Here is a 16,763-nt window from a genome sequence, read left to right as displayed (position 1 = left end):
AGTTATAGTCGATTACCCGCACGGGTATACGGGCAAACATCCGGTTCGTTCTAGAACATAGAACACTTCTGGCCATAAATAAAGGAAGGATTAGCACGCTAACCAGCTGACCTATCAACAAAAAAGCCCGCACAGGCGGGCTTTTTTGCTGGTTCAGGGCGATTTTCAGGACTTCGCAGCCCGTGCTTTCGCCAGCATCTTGTCCGGGCGAAGCAGGAATCTCGCCAGGGCCGGCAGCAGCCAGATTGCCCCTACCATGTTCCACAGGAACATGAAGAACAGCAGGAAGCCCATGTCCGCCTGGAACTTGATCGGAGAGAATATCCAGGTCACAACACCAAGACCCAGAGTCACACCGGTAAAGATAACCGCCTTACCGGTGGAGCGCAGGGTTTCATAGTACGCCTCCTGCAGCGTCTTACCCTCCAGCAGGAACTTTTCAAGTTTGCTGTAGATATAGATACCGTAGTCCACACCGATACCCACACCCAACGCAATCACCGGCAGCGTGGCCACCTTGATGCCGATACCGGACACCGCCATGATCGCCTCACACAGGATGGAGGTCAGGCCTAGCGGAATCACAATACAGGCCACAGCCCTGATGGAGCGGAAAGTCAGGAAGCAGAGCAAACTCACTACGCCATACACCAGCAGCAGCATCATGTCCTTGGCGTTCGAGATCACCTCGTTAGTCGCCGCTTCGATACCGGCGTTACCAGCTGCCAGCAGGAAGGTATGCTCTTCGTTGCTGTTGGCATCGGCGAACTGTTCGACCCGCTCGACTACCGTTTCCAGAGTTTCCGCCTTGTGATCTTCCAGGAACACCAGAACCGGCGTGAGGCTGCAGTTGGTATTAATCAAACCTGCCGGCGCGTCACGAATGGAGGCATTGATGATGGTCTGGTTGCGGGAAATCTCGTACCACTTCCAGTTACCCTCGTTCAGAGCCTTGGTAACCAGCTTGGAGACATCAGCCAGGGAGGCGGAGCTCTGCACACCCGGAGTGTTCTGCAGCTCCCACTGCAGACTGTCCATGGCCCGGAGTACGTTGTACTGGGTACATTGTTCTTCCGGGGTCTTCACCATCACCACAAGCACGTCTGCACTGGTGGAATAATTGTTGATGATGTAGGCGTTATCCTTGTTGTAGCGGGAATCCGGGCGCAATTCGGGCGCACCCTGGTCCAGGTCCCCCACTTTCAGGTCCTGCTTGTAGTACATGCCCAGCCCCAGGCCGATCACCGCGATCAGCAGGGAAATCGGCGCAACCCCCGGATGGGAGAAGTAGGACATGACCCGCCACTTGCGGTCCTGCTTTTCACCATGATTCTGAACATGCTGGACACCGCCTTTGGAGATGCCGATGTAAGACATGATCAGAACGTGCAGCACCAGGTTGGTGATAATGACGAACGCCACACCCAGACCGGCCGCCACAGCCAGATCACGAATAACGTCGATTTCAATAAACACCAACGTGAGGAAGCCGACAGCATCAGAAATCAGCGCCAGCATGCCCGGAATATAAAGAGCCCGGAACGCCAGACGTGCTGAGGTGACGGCATCGAAACCTTTGGCCGACTCAACCGCCATGGCATTAACGATCTGAACACCATGACTGATACCGATCGCGAACACCAGAAACGGCACCAGTACCGAGTATGGATCCAGGCCATAGCCCAGCAGCCGCAGGGCCCCCAACTGCCAGAACACGGCAATGATTGAGGTAAAGATCGGCACCAGGGTTCCGGCGATGCAGCGGGAATACCAGAACAGCAGCAGCGTGGTCAGCAGAATGGTAATGCCGGCAAACCAGGCAATGGAGCCGATGCCTTCAATCAGGTCCCCGACTTTCTTGGCGAAACCAACAATGTGGATATTGACGTTCGGATTCTGTGCTTCGTACTTCTCCCGGATCTTCTCTTCCAGCTCACGGGAGAATGCTGCGTAATCCAGAGCCTCGCCGGTTTCCGGATTTTTCTCATACAGTGGCGCATACACAATCGTGGATTTGAAGTTGTCTGAAATCAGACGGCCCACTTCGTTCGAACGCAATACGTTCTGGCGCAACTGCTCCAGGCTCTCCCGGGAACCATCGTAGCCATCCGGAATAACCGTACCGCCCTGGAAGCCCTGCTCGGTAACCTCTACCCAGCGAACGTTCGATGTCCACATGGTTTTCAGGCCGGAACGGTCCACCCCATTCAGATAGAACACCTCATCGGTGATCTGCTTGAGGGTTTCCATGTATTCGGCAGTAAAGATGTCGCCTTCTTCCACGGCAACCGCAATCCGGACAAAGTTACCCAGGTTGTCCAGGTCGTCCCGGTGATCCAGCATATTGACGATGTACGGATGTTCCAGCGGAATCATCCGCTCAAAACTGGCATCCGGCTGAATTTTGATGGCGTTGTAGCCAAGAAACAGCGTCAGCACAAAAAAGGCGACCAGGATCAGCGCCCGGTTGTTGAAAAGTAAACGCTCAAGGAACGGTTCCGCCTTGGGCGTTGTCAGGTAATGTTCACCCCTGTCATGCATCGGGTCAGACATTAAAAAACCCCTCTATCCATTAATCCGTTGATGCCACACCAGGGCGTTAATTCAGGTTCCGGCCGCGAGCGTCGGTAATCTCAACACCGCCTTCGCCGACCAGCAATAGATTGGTTCCCGGCAATGGAACCACACCCATGACACCTTCCCGGTCATTGCGGAAGTAGGGGCGGAAGCTTTCACCATTGTTGGTGCTCATCAGCACTGCGCCGCCATTTCCCACCAGGGTAATGCGTCCATCCTCGGCCACCGCCGCGTTATTCAGGGTGGCGCCACCCTCATTGGGCACCATGGTCCAGCTGCGGCCAAGATCGGTCGACAGCAGAGTGTTGCCCCGCAAGCCGAACGCCAGCACCTCGTTCACCCGCCCGGTTCCGGTGACGCCAAACAGGGAGCCGTCGTAAGGGCTTTCCCGCTTCTCCCAGGATTCTCCGCCGTCAACAGATACGTGAATCTGACCAGCTTCACCGACCACCACCAGCGCGCCACCGGCTACCTCGGTAATGCTGTTGTAGTGGAAGTTGGTTGGGTTATCGAGTTTCGGCGCCCAGTCTTCCCAGGTCTGCCCACCATCCTGGGTTCGCAGAATCATGCCATAGGCACCCACCACAAAACCGTGGTTCTCGTCTTCGAACCAGACATCAAGGAACGGGTTAACCGGCCCGATTTCCATATCTGCCTGGGTGTTTTCGAGGGCGAAGAACAGATCGTCAAGCGCCCACTCCAGGTCAGCCTTCTCTTCTTCCGGAGCCTGTTCAATGCGCTCTTCCAGCTCAGCAATCTGGTCTTCCTTGCTGGCAATCACCAGCTCGGCGGCCTGAATACCATCGAGCTGCAGCTCCCAGGTCTCCCCGGAATCGCTGGAATGCAGCACAACACCGCTGTGGCCAACCACCCAGCCATGCTGCTCGGTGCCAAAATCAACGGCGGTCAAGGTGACCGCCACCGGCACCTCGGCCTGCGTCCACGACTGGCCCTGATCGTCGGAATAGATTACGTGCCCACGCTCACCCACTGACACGATTCGATCGCCTGCGCGGGTTGCGTCGGTCAGTAGTGACTGGGGAGCCAGTTCTGTTGGCCTCGCCGGTGTCTCGATAATATCCGCGAGTGCAAATGCCGCTGGAGCTGCCAGTGCCATAGAGAGGCCAAGGCAGGCAGTTCCCAGTGTCTCGCACATGAACCTTTTAGCCATTCAGATTGCCTTTACGTTGGTTAAATCCTGATGCGCCTGCTGCACGACTGGCAGCAGCCTTCGCAAACAAACCGGCAGCCCCCTGGGCCGCCGGTCGACATCCTGCTTGTGGCCTCAGGCGCCGGATCAAACCGGCGCCGAAGCCTCAGCGTACGCTTCGCCTGCGCAAAGAAGCTGGCGAGAAGTACCGTGTGTTTGGTACATCATTGGTAAATACACGGGTATTCGGCTCTTCGGTGTCCAGACCCAACACGTGATATCGACGCGCCTGGAGATCGTGATACACATCAAGCACCGTCCAAACCCCCGGCAACTCGTAGTAGTTCTTGGGAATACCCATGGTCACACGCCAGAGATTGCCGCGACCGTCATACTGGTCGAGCAATACGGTGTTCCAGCTGTCTTCATCCACATAGAAGCGGCGCTTACCGTAGATGTGACGCTCGCCTTCCTTGAGGGTCGCTTCGACCACGTGCACGCGGTGGAGCTCCCAGCGGGTCAGATCAGGATTGAGGTGGGACATACCCAGAATTTCAGAGTAAGGCGTTCCCTTCTCACCGATCCGGTAGTTGTTGTAGGGAATGTAGATTTCCCGAACACCTTCGTAATCCCAGTTATAGCGATCCATGGCACCGTTGAAGATATCGGTGTCATCAGCGGTACGCAGGTTATCGGAGGCCGCAATCGGTGAGTCGTAGCCCAGGTTCGGAGCACGGCGGACACGACGTTGACCAGCGTTATAGCCCCAGCCATTGCGCGGATTGATGATCTGATTCAGGGTTTCGTGAATCAGAATGGCGCCACCGGCAAGACGGGGTGGCGACTGAGTGAACGAGAGATAGTAGAAGATCACGTTGTCCAGATCTTCTTCACCACCCTCAGGGTTGTAGAAGTTGAAGAACGCTTCCTGCTGAGAGGTCACCAGGCTGTAGTCGCCGTTGGTCTGAACCGCCACCTCACTGGAGCGCCGGGTGACAGACACACCGCGCCAACGGGTCAGGTGGTTCCAGATTACCTGCCAGGCCTTTTCTTCATTATTGCCGTGAAGAATCGGGAAAGGATAGCCACCAAAGGCACCCTCAATACCCTCTGCCTCACCCACAATCTCGGCATTTACCGCGTTCTTACGGGTGTTTTCAGCCACCCATTCGGGCACCGCGTGGGTGCGCCGGGACTGATACACGGGTATGCGGAAGGTGGTCGGGTAGGTTTCCAGCATCGCCCGGACGCCATCGGTCAGATACTCGCTGTACTGATCCATGTTGGAGGCTGTAATGGTAAACAGCACTTCGTCGTCGGGGAATGGATTGATATGGTGCTGCCCGCTGCCCTCGTAGCCAGCCGGCGGCTCCGTCAGGCCGCCATCCCACGCCGGAATGGTGCCGGCATCGTTACCGGCCTTGGGTGAACCGAACGGGGTGAGATCCTGGCCAAGGCGCGCTGCCTCGGATGAAGACACTGCCGCCTGAAGTGGCGAAGCAGCAAAGGACAGAGCCAGCAACCCGCCAAACAAAACGTTTTTGTTGTATCTCATTGTGCAACCTTAAATCCGTCTGGAAGCCTCTGTGGGCCTTTTTGTTATCGTCTGATGCAATCGCAGACTTTCTGACAGATTAGCCGATCCGGCAACATTGTCTATCGACCGAAAGTGCGATTTTGTATCCGGCTGTGACGACGGCTTTACAATCACAGCCAGACAAAGGGCCCCACGGCATCAGTCGCGGGGCCAGGCTCCGGCGTCAGTCTGCCAGGCTCTTGTGTACTACTTCATACACGTCTCTGGACAACTCGGCTTTATCGCGAATCCGCTCCAGTGCCGATTTCATCTGTTTGCTATACCCGGGAGCGAACTTCCGCCAACGGGTCAGCGGTGCCACCAGTCGCGCCGCAATCTGGGGATTGCTGTCATCCAGTCGGCATACCTGCTCGGCAAGGAATTCATACCCGCTGCCGTCAGGATTGTGGAATGCCGCCAGGTTCTGGGCCGCAAAGGCACCCACGACAGAGCGCACCTTGTTCGGATTCTTCCAGTCAAACGCCGGGTGATCGAGCAACTGCCGTATCTGCGGCAGCTGACCTGCACGATCGCTGGAAGCCTGCACCGAGAACCACAACTCTACCACTTGCGGGTCGTCGCTGAATCGCTTGTAAAAGGCTTCCAGGGCCTGTGTTCGATCTTCCGCGAAATCAGAATTCACCAACGCTCGCAGTGCGCCGAGCCGGTCAGTCATGTTATCAGCACCCCGGAACTGCTCTTTGGCCAGCGCCAGCGCTTCCTGATCACCAATATGCAGCAACCAGCCCAGCGCGGTGTTACGGAGACTGCGGCGGGCAATGGCCTCGGGCGTCAGCTGGTAATCGCCCTGCCCGGCGTTACGCTGATAACAGGCCATGAGTTCATCCCGCAGGCCTTCAGCCAAATAACCAAGCACCTTTTCACGGGCCTGGTGAATGGCAGCAACATCAGCCTGCTCCGCCAGCTCAATGAGATAGGCCTCTGAAGGCAACTGCAGCATCTTTGCCATCAGAGCCTGATCCAGCTCGCTGTCCTGCAGCAACGACCGATAAGCATCCACCAGGCGCGGCTCCACCCCGGCAGACTCCGGAGCCCCCACCAGAGACTGAATAACGTCCACGGCCAGGCGCTGACCTGCGTCCCAGCGGTTAAAACCGTCCGGATCATGGCTCATCAGGAACAGTAGTTGCTCCCGCGTCCAGGGGTAGTGCACCCGCACGGGGGCAGAAAAATCTCTCAGCAGAGAAGGTACCGGGCGCTCCGACAGGCCCTCAAACTCAAAGCAGTGTTCCGCCTGGCTCAGCTCCAGCACCCGCTCCAGAGGCGCTTCGCCACTCTCACCACTCAGCTTCAGGGGCAGAGGCTGCCCGTCGGCGCCCAGAAGGCCGAGCGCAAATGGAATATGCTGCGGCTTCTTGCCGGTCTGGCCTGGCGTGTCAGGAATACTCTGGCGCACGGTAAGCCGATAGATACCGCTCGACTCGTCGTACTCATCAGACACCGAAACCACCGGCGTGCCGGCTTGCTCATACCATAGCCGGAACTGGCCCAGGTCCCGCCCGGAGGCGTCTTCCATAGCGCGAACAAAATCATCGGTGGTGACCGCCTGCCCGTCATGGCGCTGGAAGTACAGATCGCTGCCCTTACGGAACATCTCGTCACCAAGGAGGTTGTGGATCATCCGAACCACTTCGGCACCCTTTTCGTAGATGGTCAGGGTATAGAAGTTGGAGATCTCCATGTAAGACGCCGGGCGCACCGGGTGGGCCATGGGGCCGGCATCCTCGGCAAACTGTGCTGTGCGCAACAGGGTGGCATCCTCTATTCGTTTCACCGTCGGCGATCCCATATCGGCAGAGAACTGGGAATCCCGGAACACCGTAAAACCCTCTTTCAGGCTCAGCTGAAACCAGTCGCGGCAGGTTACCCGGTTGCCGGACCAGTTATGGAAGTATTCGTGGGCGACGATGGCCTCGATACGCTGGAAGGCGGCGTCCGTGGCAGTCTCCTGACTGGCCAGTACACAGGAAGAGTTGAAAATATTCAGCCCTTTGTTTTCCATGGCGCCCATGTTGAAGTCGTCCACCGCCACGATCATGAAGATATCCAGGTCGTACTCCCGCCCGTAGACATCTTCGTCCCAGCGCATGGAACGCTTGAGGGCATCCATCGCGAAATCACACTTCTTCGCGTTGCGGGGCTCGACATACATCCGCAGATCAATGTTGCGGCCGGAACAGGTGGTGAAGGTATCTTTTTTCTCCACCAGGTCTCCGGCTACCAGGGCAAAGAGGTAAGCCGGCTTGGGGAACGGGTCTTCCCAGGTGACAAAATGGCGACCGTTTTCCAGCTCGCCGTTATCCACCGGGTTACCATTGGAAAGCAGCACGGGATAGGCGCTTTTGTCTGCCTCGATACGGGTACGGAAGCGTGCCATGACATCCGGCCGGTCCGGATAGAAGGTAATGCAGCGAAACCCTTCCGCCTCGCACTGAGTGCAGAACATACCGGAGGACTTGTACAAACCTTCCAGCCGGGTGTTGTTCTGAGGTTCGATCCAGGTCACTACCTGCAGCTCAAATTTTTCCGGCACCGAGGGCACGACCAGCGCATCGCCACGGTCTTCGAACTCACCGGTACGTAGAGGCGAGCCATTCAGGGCAACCGATTCCAGTTGCAGACTATCACCGTGCAGAAACAGAGGGGCAGCGCTCTCCCCGGAGTCCGGGTTGCGGCGCACAGTCAGGGTACTGTGCACACGGGCGCCGTCTTCAAATAATTCGAAACGCAGATCCACCTGATCAACCAGATACGCAGGAACCTTGTATTCACTCAGGTAAATGGTTTGTGGCTGGTTGGTTCGCATTCATACTCTCCAGAGAAAAGACATGGCGGATTCAGTCAAGAACCCGGAACCGGACTTCATAGCCGGTAAACTTGCGGATATTGATTACACCGGTGTCGAGCATCAGATACTGGCCTTTGATACCTTCCAGCAAGCCTTCCACTTCCGGCGTTTTGTCCAGATTATGGGTTTTCACCTTGGCCGGCCATACCTGAACCGGATAACCCAGCCCAAGTGTGGCTTCGTCCACAGTTCGTATGCTGTCTTCACCATGCTGCGCCCGCAATTGCGCCAGGTCGTCTGCGATCAAGTCCAACAGGCGCTCACGCTCCTGCACCAGATCCAGCTCCGGCACATCACCCTTTAGCATGGCTCGCCAGTTGGTGCGGTCGGCCACGTGGTTCTTGCACGCCACTTCCACCAGACCAGACAGGTAACGGCTGGCGACCCGCAGCATCGGTATCGCCGTTACCGCCCCCTGATCAATCCAGCGGGTCGGTACCTGGGTCGCCCGTGTTATACCCACTTTCAAGCCGCTGGAATTGGCCAGATACACAACATGTTCAACCATGCAGTTGGCCTCGCCCCACTCCGGCTCCCGGCAGGTACCCAGGTGATAGTGGCATTTTTCCGGGCTCATGATGCAGCTGTCGCAGGCGGCCAGCTTTCGGAAACACGGATAGCAGTAGCCCTGATTGAAACTCTTTTTGGTGGTGCGATCGCAATGAATACAGCGAATCACGCCATCAAAATTCAGCCGGACCTTATGACCAATAAGGTCATTCAGGGTAATGCGGTTGTCGCCGATGGCCAGGTTATAGGCCACCGGGTCGCCGGCCTCGGCCGGCATCTTACGAAGCCGGCCGGTTAAATCAATGGATTCGCTCAAACCTTGACCTCAACAAACTGATCGGGGTCCACATCGTTGTTGCCCTGGCGATCTTTGCGGAACTGCACAGACGGATCGCAAGCGGTACCGGCTTTCTCGCCACGGTCCAGGTATCCCACTCGCTGTTCTTCCGGCACGTTGTGCTTCTCTTCATAATAAATCACCGCTTCCAGGCTGATAGCACGCTGCTCACGGGTCAGCGCGCGACCATCTGGCCATTTGCCAAGCTCAATGGCCCGTTTCAGGTTGCGGTAAACCGTCGGGTCCAGCCGCTCAATCAGTTCTTCGTATGTCATTCCCGCCTCCTGAACGTTTCTTCATATAAAAAAATGCCAAGACCGTTTGACAATTAAAAATGATAACGATTATCATTAATTCACCAAATGACAACGGTCGTATCATTTGGTCTCTCTCATCAGGAGCTAAAAGCTCTTTTAACAGCCTCACCTTTTGGTGGGGCTTTTTTTTGTTTCAGCGTCGGTATCGACGAGGAGGCATGATCGCCGCCATCGCCAACCCGGCCAGAAAACCGCCCAGGTGTGCCTCATTGGCCATGCGACCCACGCCAATCATCTCCGGCACTGGCGTAAAGCCAATGATCATCCACACCAGCGCAAAGGTCACGAGTGCCGGCGGGAATTGGAAACGCGGCAGTCTTCGCTGGCTCAACCAGCAATAACCGAGAATACCGTACACCACCCCCGAGAGCCCGCCGAACAGCGGGCCGGACACCAGATACTGTAGAAGATTGGACGCCAGACTGGTGGCCAGAAACAGTCCTACCAGCCGTGCCCGGCCGTCCATCCATTCGATCTGACTGCCCAGGAACCAGAGCATCACCGAGTTGAAGATGATATGGGTCCAGCTGAAATGCAGGAAATCCGGCGTCAGCAGCCTCCAGACCTGGCCTCCCGAAAGGGTGATAGAGAGCGCTTCCAGGCGCCCTGCCAGTGTGCTGAAGGTATCCCAGCTGAACGGCCGGGGGTCGACAATCATCATAGCGGCGGCAAAATTGCTCTGCCCCATGCCGGTCAGCCATACCATCACCACGGCAACCACGATGACGCCAATGACAAAAGGGGCATGACGGGGCGCCGGCTGCCAGCGGCCGCCAGGAGTGATCGGGGAAGACGACGGACTATCCAAAACTACCTCTCTGGTGTTAGCGGGCGACACTATCTTCGCTGGTCGGGTAATCGGGCTGCTCCGGCCGGTCAACATCAACCCAGACAAATTTGTCCGAAGAGAGCACCTTTTCCCCATCAAACCGATAGGCCACCAATTTGCCATACTTCACGGCGCTGAAATCAATACACGCCACATTGTGCTTGAGCGGAGCAGGGGCACCCTCCATCCAGTAATGCCCGACAAACACCGGCGGTGCGTCCAGTGGATAGGTAATCAGCTGCTTGCGCTCCTCCTCGCGCAAAGTCCTGCTGGCCACCTCCGGCGGCAGCGGGTCCGGCTGGAACACCACATCTGCATAGGTTTGCGGGTCGTCTGCCCAGAACTTGGTACGGAAGAACTGCCGGACGTAGCCATCCCGGCCCGTAATGGACATCCCTTCCGGCAGGCGCAGGTCGGTTCCGCGCAACAGGGTATCCATCACCTGCCCGGCGAAGGATTCGATGGCCGCCGAGGCGTGCAGGAAATCCTCGTCGATACAGGCGCCGCCCTGGCTCTGGCGGAACTGATCAATCAGGGTCTGATCCCAGCAGGCATGCACCACGCGGAAGCCAGCCTCATCAATGAACAGCGGAATGCTATAAAACCACTCCAGAAATTCGTTCCATTCATGTGGATACGCATCAAACTGCTCAAGGGTTTCCTTGATCAGCCGATCGTGGCGGGCATTGTGTTCCCTCAGAAATTTCTTGCCGCTGCCTGGCCGTGCCCGGGTGCAGTAACCCAGTGCGTTGTACTCGTGGTTGCCCATGACAATTCGGGCAAAGCCGTGTTCCACCATGTCACGCACCAGGTGCAACGCTTCCCGGATTCTCGGCCCACGATCAATAATATCGCCGATAAAAATGGCCTGTCGGCTGGGGTGCTGGTAAATGCCGTTCCGCTTCCGATACCCCATCTGCTCCAGCAATCGCTCCAGGGTATGGGCGCAGCCGTGGATGTCACCAATAACGTCGTAGCCGCGATGTGCGGTTGTCTTGATTGCCGCCATGATCAACTCGCTGCTATTTCGCTTGCCCAGCCCAGCTTGTCCCGGCAGGTCGCGTAAAAATTGTGATCGGTGGGATGAATCAGACGGATCTTGAATGGTTTTTTGGTGATTCTGATGATATCCCCCGGGGCACAGGCAATGTTCATCTGACCATCGAAGCTGACCTGTGGATAGGTCTCATTGGTTTCGCCGATCACCAGTTTGATCTCGCTTTTACCATCCACCACGATCGGCCGACTGCTCAGGGTGTGGGGGAACATGGGCACCAGCACCACCGCATCCAGCTTGGGATGCATAATCGGGCCACCAGCCGACAGAGAGTAGGCTGTAGAGCCGGTCGGCGTCGCCACAATCAAACCATCTGAACGCTGGCTGTAGACGAAATGACCGTCGATAAACAGATCAAAGCCAATCATGCGCGTGGATTTGCCCGGATGCAGAACCACATCGTTGAGTGCCGAGCCATACCCCAATGGCTGGCCATTGCGCTCAACGTGACCATCCAGCAAAAACCGGGACTCTTCGATGTAATCGCCCTCAAGAACCCGGGCCAGGCGCTCTTCAAGATCTGACGGCGAGATATCGGTCAGAAACCCCAGTCGGCCGCGGTTCACGCCAAGAATCGGAATCTTGGACTTGGCCAACTCCCTGGCGGCGCCCAGCAGGCTACCATCGCCCCCGACCACGATCACCAGATCACAGATCTCACCCAGGAGCTTCTTGCTGGCCACCTGCAGACCATGGCCCGGAATCATGGTGGAAGTGTCTTCCTCGATGATCACATGGTAATTGTTGGCGGTAAGGTACTGCTTGAGCTGCCGTAAAGATTCCACCACCTTGACGCTACCCATGCGCCCGACGATGCCGATATTCCTGAACTGGTCCATGAAGTGTCCCGTGGTCTCTGAATGAAACAGGAAACAGTTTAACGAAACTCGGGCAGATTCTGAAAAAAGATACCGATCAGGCCTTGTGCTGGTCGCAGCGATCGTCCTGTCCGGGCTCGAATTCGGCAGGCTGGGTCACGCGCATGATGGGCTCGCCACAGGCTTTGCCTTCGTCATCAACATGTTTGCATACGGGGTGTTCATAGTGGGCAAGCCATTCCCGATAGGCTGGCTCATTCATGCCACAGCGCTCTGCGGCATAGGCCAGTGGGTTCCCGAAGTAAGTGTCGATGTCTTCGTAGGGCAAAGTAATATGCCCGACACCGGGGTGGTAGGCCACCAGGAATACCGCCTGGGTGCGCAGCTGCTCCAGCAGGGAATCTTCCGGAGGCTGGCGATGGCGGAGTTCATGGTTCTCCTGCTCCAGAGCCACGATCTTGTCGTCACGCAATTCCAGCTCCCGTTGTTTGCGCTCCAACTGTTCCCGCAACAACACCGTCTCGGCATTGGCGTTGGCATCTTCCCTGCCTTGTTCGGCACTGCCCTCCGCCATTTTCTCCTGCATGCTCAGGTATTGCTCATTGCGCTGGGACAGGCGTTTTTTCAACTGCTCGTTGGTCAGTTTCAGGCGTTCGTGTCGCTGCTCCAGGTCCGCCAGCTCACTGCGCAGCCCCTGCATTTCATTGCGATGCTCACGCTGAAGGTCAGCCAGTGAATCCCGATGGACGCTCTGGAGCGTCTTGATTCTGAGCCGTTGCTCGCGGAGGACCTGAGCCAGACGCGCGCGGTCACGGCTACCATCGTCACTATTCGATTGCGGGGTCGGGGCAGTGAGTACCGGGATATTCTCTTCTTCGGGCTCGATCTTCTGAAAACGGAGAGTATTGGCGTCAACCGCCTTGCGAATGGCCTGAAAATGGTTGTTTCCGGGGGTCATGTCCGGGTCCCAGAGTTCATTGGCAAACTCTGGATCCGGACACTGACTACGACACACCAGCCTGATAGGGCCGCCCCCCATGTTGGGGCCTTTGGCGCCCTGCTCTGCCAGCGCTTCAATGGGGACATTCCAGTGGCTGTCTGCGCGCCCCTCCTCATCAAACCAGATGCGGAAGAACACCAGAGAACGCACATTCAGATCGGTGCTGAGATTGACGAGAACCGCCCGGACATCAGTCTCGGCCAGGTCTGACAGACCAACATAGCCATCCAGGAAAGCGCCAAATTCCGACAGTCTCATCTGCCGGGCAACCTGGCTACCGTCCATAAAAAATACCGCCGAATAACCTTCAGCGGCCTGGCTGGCATTTACCATCAACCTTCTCCGTGCCCCGGGAATCTCAGTTCCGGACGCTCGCCAGCGCCCTTTGGTTCCAATTCAAACACTTTCCGACATAGTCTAGCCAGACAAGTGCCGAAGCACAGAGAAAAACTGCAACGATTTGTGATCAAATCTCCGCAGCGAGCCGGCTACCCTGGTTAATGGCCCGCTTGGCATCCAGCTCCGCCGCCACATCGGCGCCACCAATCAGGTGTACCGGAATGCCCGCTGCCTCAACACCGGCCTGCAGTTCGCGAAGCGGCTCCTGACCCGCACACACAATGATGGTATCCACCGGCAGGATCTTGTCCTCACCCTGCTCTGCGCCTTTCGGCGTAACCGTGATGTGCAGACCTTCATCGTCGATCTTGCGATAAGTCACCCCCGGCACCATCTGAACATGGCGATTCTTCAGCGAGGTTCTGTGAATCCAGCCTGTGGTCTTGCCCAGATTCTTGCCCACTTTGGAGGCCTTACGCTGCAGCAGATAGACCTCGCGAGCCGGTGCCGGCACTTCCGCCGTAACGCCCTGGATACCGCCGCGATGCTCTACCGACAGGTCCACGCCCCACTCCTTCATGAAGTGTTCGGTATTCAGAGAGGGAGAATCGCCCTTGTGGACAATAAACTCGGACACATCAAAACCGATACCACCGGCACCGATCACCGCCACTCGCTGGCCCACCGGCTTGCGCTCCAACAGGGCGTCGAGGTAACCGATAACGTTCGGGCGATCAATGCCCTCGATATCCGGAGTGCGGGGTTCCACACCAGTAGCCAGAACCACTTCATCGAAACCACCCGCTTTGAGTTCCTCGGCGGAAACCCGGGTATTCAGACGTACATCGACCCCGGTCTTGTCGAGCATTTTCCGGAAATAACGCAGGGTTTCGTAGAATTCCTCCTTGCCCGGAATACGCTTGGCCACGTTGAACTGGCCACCGACTTCGCTGCCGGCATCAAACAGGGTCACCTTGTGACCACGCTCCGCGGCCACGGTGGAAAACGCCAGGCCCGCAGGGCCGGCACCGACTACCGCGATGGACTTGGGCTGCGCCGCTTTAACGTAAGCCAGCTCGGTTTCATGGCAGGCCCGCGGGTTGACCAGGCAGGAGGTCAGCTTGCCGCTGAAGGTATGATCCAGACAAGCCTGGTTACAGCCGATGCAGGTGTTGATCTCGTCGGCACGATCCTGCTCCGCCTTCAGCACCAGCTCAGCATCGGCCAGGAACGGCCGGGCCATGGAGACCATGTCGGCATCGCCGTCCGCCAGGACTTTCTCGGCGACATCCGGCATGTTAATCCGGTTGGTGGTCACAAGAGGAATGCTGACCTCGCCCTTCAGGCGCGCTGTTACCTTGGTAAATGCAGCCCGGGGCACCGAGGTGGCAATGGTCGGAACACGGGCTTCGTGCCAACCGATACCGGTGTTGATAATGGTGGCTCCGGCTTTCTCGATTTCCTTGGCCAGGTGAACCACTTCTTCCCAGGTGCTGCCGTCTTCAATCAGGTCCAGCATGGACAACCGGTAGACGATAATAAAGTTCTCACCCACCCGCTCACGGACCCGGCGCACAATCTCCAGCGGCAGACGGATACGGTTCTCGTAGCTGCCGCCCCACTGGTCGGTGCGGTGGTTGGTGTGAGCGACGATAAACTGGTTGATGAAGTAACCTTCAGAACCCATGATCTCGACACCGTCATAGCCGGCCCGCTGCGCAAGAGCGGCGCAATTCACGTAATCGTCGATCTGCTTCTGGATACCGGCTTCGTCCAGCTCCCTGGGTTTGAAAGGGTTGATGGGCGCCTGAATAGCAGAGGGTGCCACCAGCTCCGGAGAGTAGGCGTAGCGGCCAGCATGCAGAATCTGCATACAGATCTTGCCACCTTCGTCGTGAACCGCCTTGGTGATGACCTTGTGCTTGTCGGACTCTTCCTCGGTATTCATCTTGGCCGCATGCTGGAATACCGCACCTTCCGTATTCGGGCCTATACCACCAGTCACGATAAGACCAACGCCGCCACGGGCGCGCTCAGCGTAGAAAGCAGCCAGGCGCTCAAAACCGTTTTTCACTTCCTCAAGGCCGGTGTGCATGGACCCCATCAGGGTACGGTTGCGTAACGTGGTAAAGCCCAGATCAAGAGGCTTCAGAAGATTCGGGTATTTGCTCTCGCCGGAAGCAGTGGTCATGAAATTCTCCTCATCTGATCAGGTATCGGGACATCCGCCCATTTGTTATGGGCATAACACTACCGACCCTGCTCTGCGCCAACAATATCCAAAAATAACATTTGATTATCCCTGAACAACATCAATAATAGGCCCATGATCAAATCCCGAACGCCGGCCCGGAATGCTCTGGGCGATATCAGCCTGCTCTACGTGTCCGTACTACTGCGGGCCGTTGCTGCCGAAGGTGGAGATGCGGAACAGCTGAAAGCACGGTTCCATCTGAGCGCTCCGGAACAGGCAGCCGTCGATGCCCGTATCAGCATCCCCAGATTCATGCGACTGGGCCACGCCGCTATCAAAGCCACGGGGAATCCGGCGCTGGGGCTGCGCATGGGGGCGCTGTCACGCCCGGTCGACGCCGGCATCGCGGGGCTCGCCGCCGAAACCGCCGGGACAGTCGCCGGGGCACTTGAATTGCTGGTGCGATATTCACTCCTCACCAGCCATAATTCCCGCGGGGCTCCCAGCTTTCAGCGCGCAATGAAAACCGTGAGCTTCTATTCCATTCGCCCCTACAACCAATACAACTATTTTGTCGTGGATTCTGTGCTGGCCGCCTGGACCCAACTGATTCGACACATGACTGGCCGCTACGATGTACTGGAGCGTGTCCGGATTGAGTACCCATCCATTGGCCAGGACGACCTGTTCGAGAGCTGGTTCCGATGCCCTGTGGAATTCGGGGCTCCGGCAAACGATATCAGGATCAAGGCTTCAATCTGGGAACTGGTACCGGCACAGGCCCAGAGAGGCATGAATGAGAAACTGGTGAGCCTGTGCGAACAGGAACTGCAGCGAATCCAGCGAGGGTGGAGAATTACCGATCGCGCCCGCCATCACATGGCGCCATTACTGGTGGGTGGCAAGGTGTCGGTGGACGTTCTGGCCGCAAAAATGGGCCTGACGCCCTGGACACTGCAACGACAGCTGGCCGAAGAAGGCAGTGGATTCCGGCAATTGCTGGACACTACCCGCCAACAACTGGCCTGGGATTACTTGAAGGAAACCGACAGCTCGCTGGCAGAAATTGCCTGGCTGCTCGGTTTTGCCAACCCACCGGCATTTCACAAGGCATACCAGCGATGGTATGGCATCAGCCCGGGTGAACATCGAAAGATTCTGAGGATCAGGAAAAACTGAGAAGACTTCAG

General features: G+C 57.2%; 12 protein-coding genes. 1 reads left to right on the top strand and 11 read right to left on the bottom strand.

Annotated elements, in window-relative coordinates; genetic code table 11:
- Positions 1 to 165 precede the first annotated feature (165 nt).
- The 11 genes from MARHY_RS05875 to MARHY_RS05825 form a co-directional block, all read right to left on the bottom strand.
- Positions 166 to 2,553 carry an efflux RND transporter permease subunit gene (locus MARHY_RS05875; RefSeq protein WP_014420982.1) on the bottom strand — a complete coding sequence of 796 codons (2,388 nt, stop codon included), beginning with the start codon at positions 2,551 to 2,553 and terminating at the stop codon, positions 166 to 168.
- A 46-nt stretch (positions 2,554 to 2,599) separates the two neighbouring features.
- Positions 2,600 to 3,748 carry a WD40/YVTN/BNR-like repeat-containing protein gene (locus tag MARHY_RS05870; RefSeq protein ID WP_023010629.1) on the bottom strand — a complete coding sequence of 383 codons (1,149 nt, stop codon included), beginning with the start codon at positions 3,746 to 3,748 and terminating at the stop codon, positions 2,600 to 2,602.
- A 145-nt stretch (positions 3,749 to 3,893) separates the two neighbouring features.
- Entirely contained in the window at positions 3,894 to 5,282 is a 1,389-nt protein-coding gene (locus MARHY_RS05865; RefSeq protein ID WP_011785539.1) for a DUF1329 domain-containing protein, read from the bottom strand.
- A gap of 205 nt (positions 5,283 to 5,487) precedes the next feature.
- Positions 5,488 to 8,130 carry an aminopeptidase N gene (pepN, locus tag MARHY_RS05860; protein ID WP_014420980.1) on the bottom strand — a complete coding sequence of 881 codons (2,643 nt, stop codon included), beginning with the start codon at positions 8,128 to 8,130 and terminating at the stop codon, positions 5,488 to 5,490.
- A gap of 31 nt (positions 8,131 to 8,161) precedes the next feature.
- Positions 8,162 to 8,998 (bottom strand): DUF2797 domain-containing protein, encoded by an 837-nt coding sequence (locus MARHY_RS05855; RefSeq protein ID WP_014420979.1) that lies wholly within the window; start codon positions 8,996 to 8,998, stop codon positions 8,162 to 8,164.
- On the bottom strand, positions 8,995 to 9,294 hold the full coding sequence (locus MARHY_RS05850) for a YeaC family protein (RefSeq protein ID WP_011785542.1): 300 nt from the start codon (positions 9,292 to 9,294) through the stop codon (positions 8,995 to 8,997). Before MARHY_RS05850 ends, MARHY_RS05855 begins: the two co-directional genes overlap by 4 nt.
- A gap of 175 nt (positions 9,295 to 9,469) precedes the next feature.
- Complete coding sequence (locus tag MARHY_RS05845) at positions 9,470 to 10,144, bottom strand: rhomboid family intramembrane serine protease (RefSeq protein WP_011785543.1); 675 nt, start codon at positions 10,142 to 10,144, stop codon at positions 9,470 to 9,472.
- Positions 10,145 to 10,160: 16 nt separating this feature from the next.
- A complete protein-coding gene (locus MARHY_RS05840; protein WP_014420976.1) occupies positions 10,161 to 11,174 on the bottom strand; it encodes a metallophosphoesterase in 1,014 nt (337 codons plus the stop codon).
- Positions 11,175 to 11,176: 2 nt separating this feature from the next.
- Positions 11,177 to 12,061 carry an NAD(+) kinase gene (locus MARHY_RS05835; protein WP_011785545.1) on the bottom strand — a complete coding sequence of 295 codons (885 nt, stop codon included), beginning with the start codon at positions 12,059 to 12,061 and terminating at the stop codon, positions 11,177 to 11,179.
- 76 nt (positions 12,062 to 12,137) lie between these two features.
- Entirely contained in the window at positions 12,138 to 13,373 is a 1,236-nt protein-coding gene (locus tag MARHY_RS05830; protein WP_011785546.1) for a DNA repair ATPase, read from the bottom strand.
- Between the two features lie 133 nt (positions 13,374 to 13,506).
- A complete protein-coding gene (locus tag MARHY_RS05825) occupies positions 13,507 to 15,570 on the bottom strand; it encodes an NADPH-dependent 2,4-dienoyl-CoA reductase (RefSeq protein ID WP_011785547.1) in 2,064 nt (687 codons plus the stop codon).
- A gap of 135 nt (positions 15,571 to 15,705) precedes the next feature.
- Between MARHY_RS05825 and MARHY_RS05820 the strand changes: the two genes are divergently transcribed.
- Positions 15,706 to 16,752 carry an AraC family transcriptional regulator gene (locus MARHY_RS05820; RefSeq protein WP_014420975.1) on the top strand — a complete coding sequence of 349 codons (1,047 nt, stop codon included), beginning with the start codon at positions 15,706 to 15,708 and terminating at the stop codon, positions 16,750 to 16,752.
- Positions 16,753 to 16,763 lie beyond the last annotated feature (11 nt).

It is taken from the genome of Marinobacter nauticus ATCC 49840 (assembly GCF_000284615.1).
GTDB classification, from domain to species: Bacteria; Pseudomonadota; Gammaproteobacteria; order Pseudomonadales; family Oleiphilaceae; genus Marinobacter; species Marinobacter nauticus.
The sequence above is the reverse complement of the archived record's forward strand: the minus strand, read 5'-3'. Positions and strand labels throughout refer to the sequence as shown.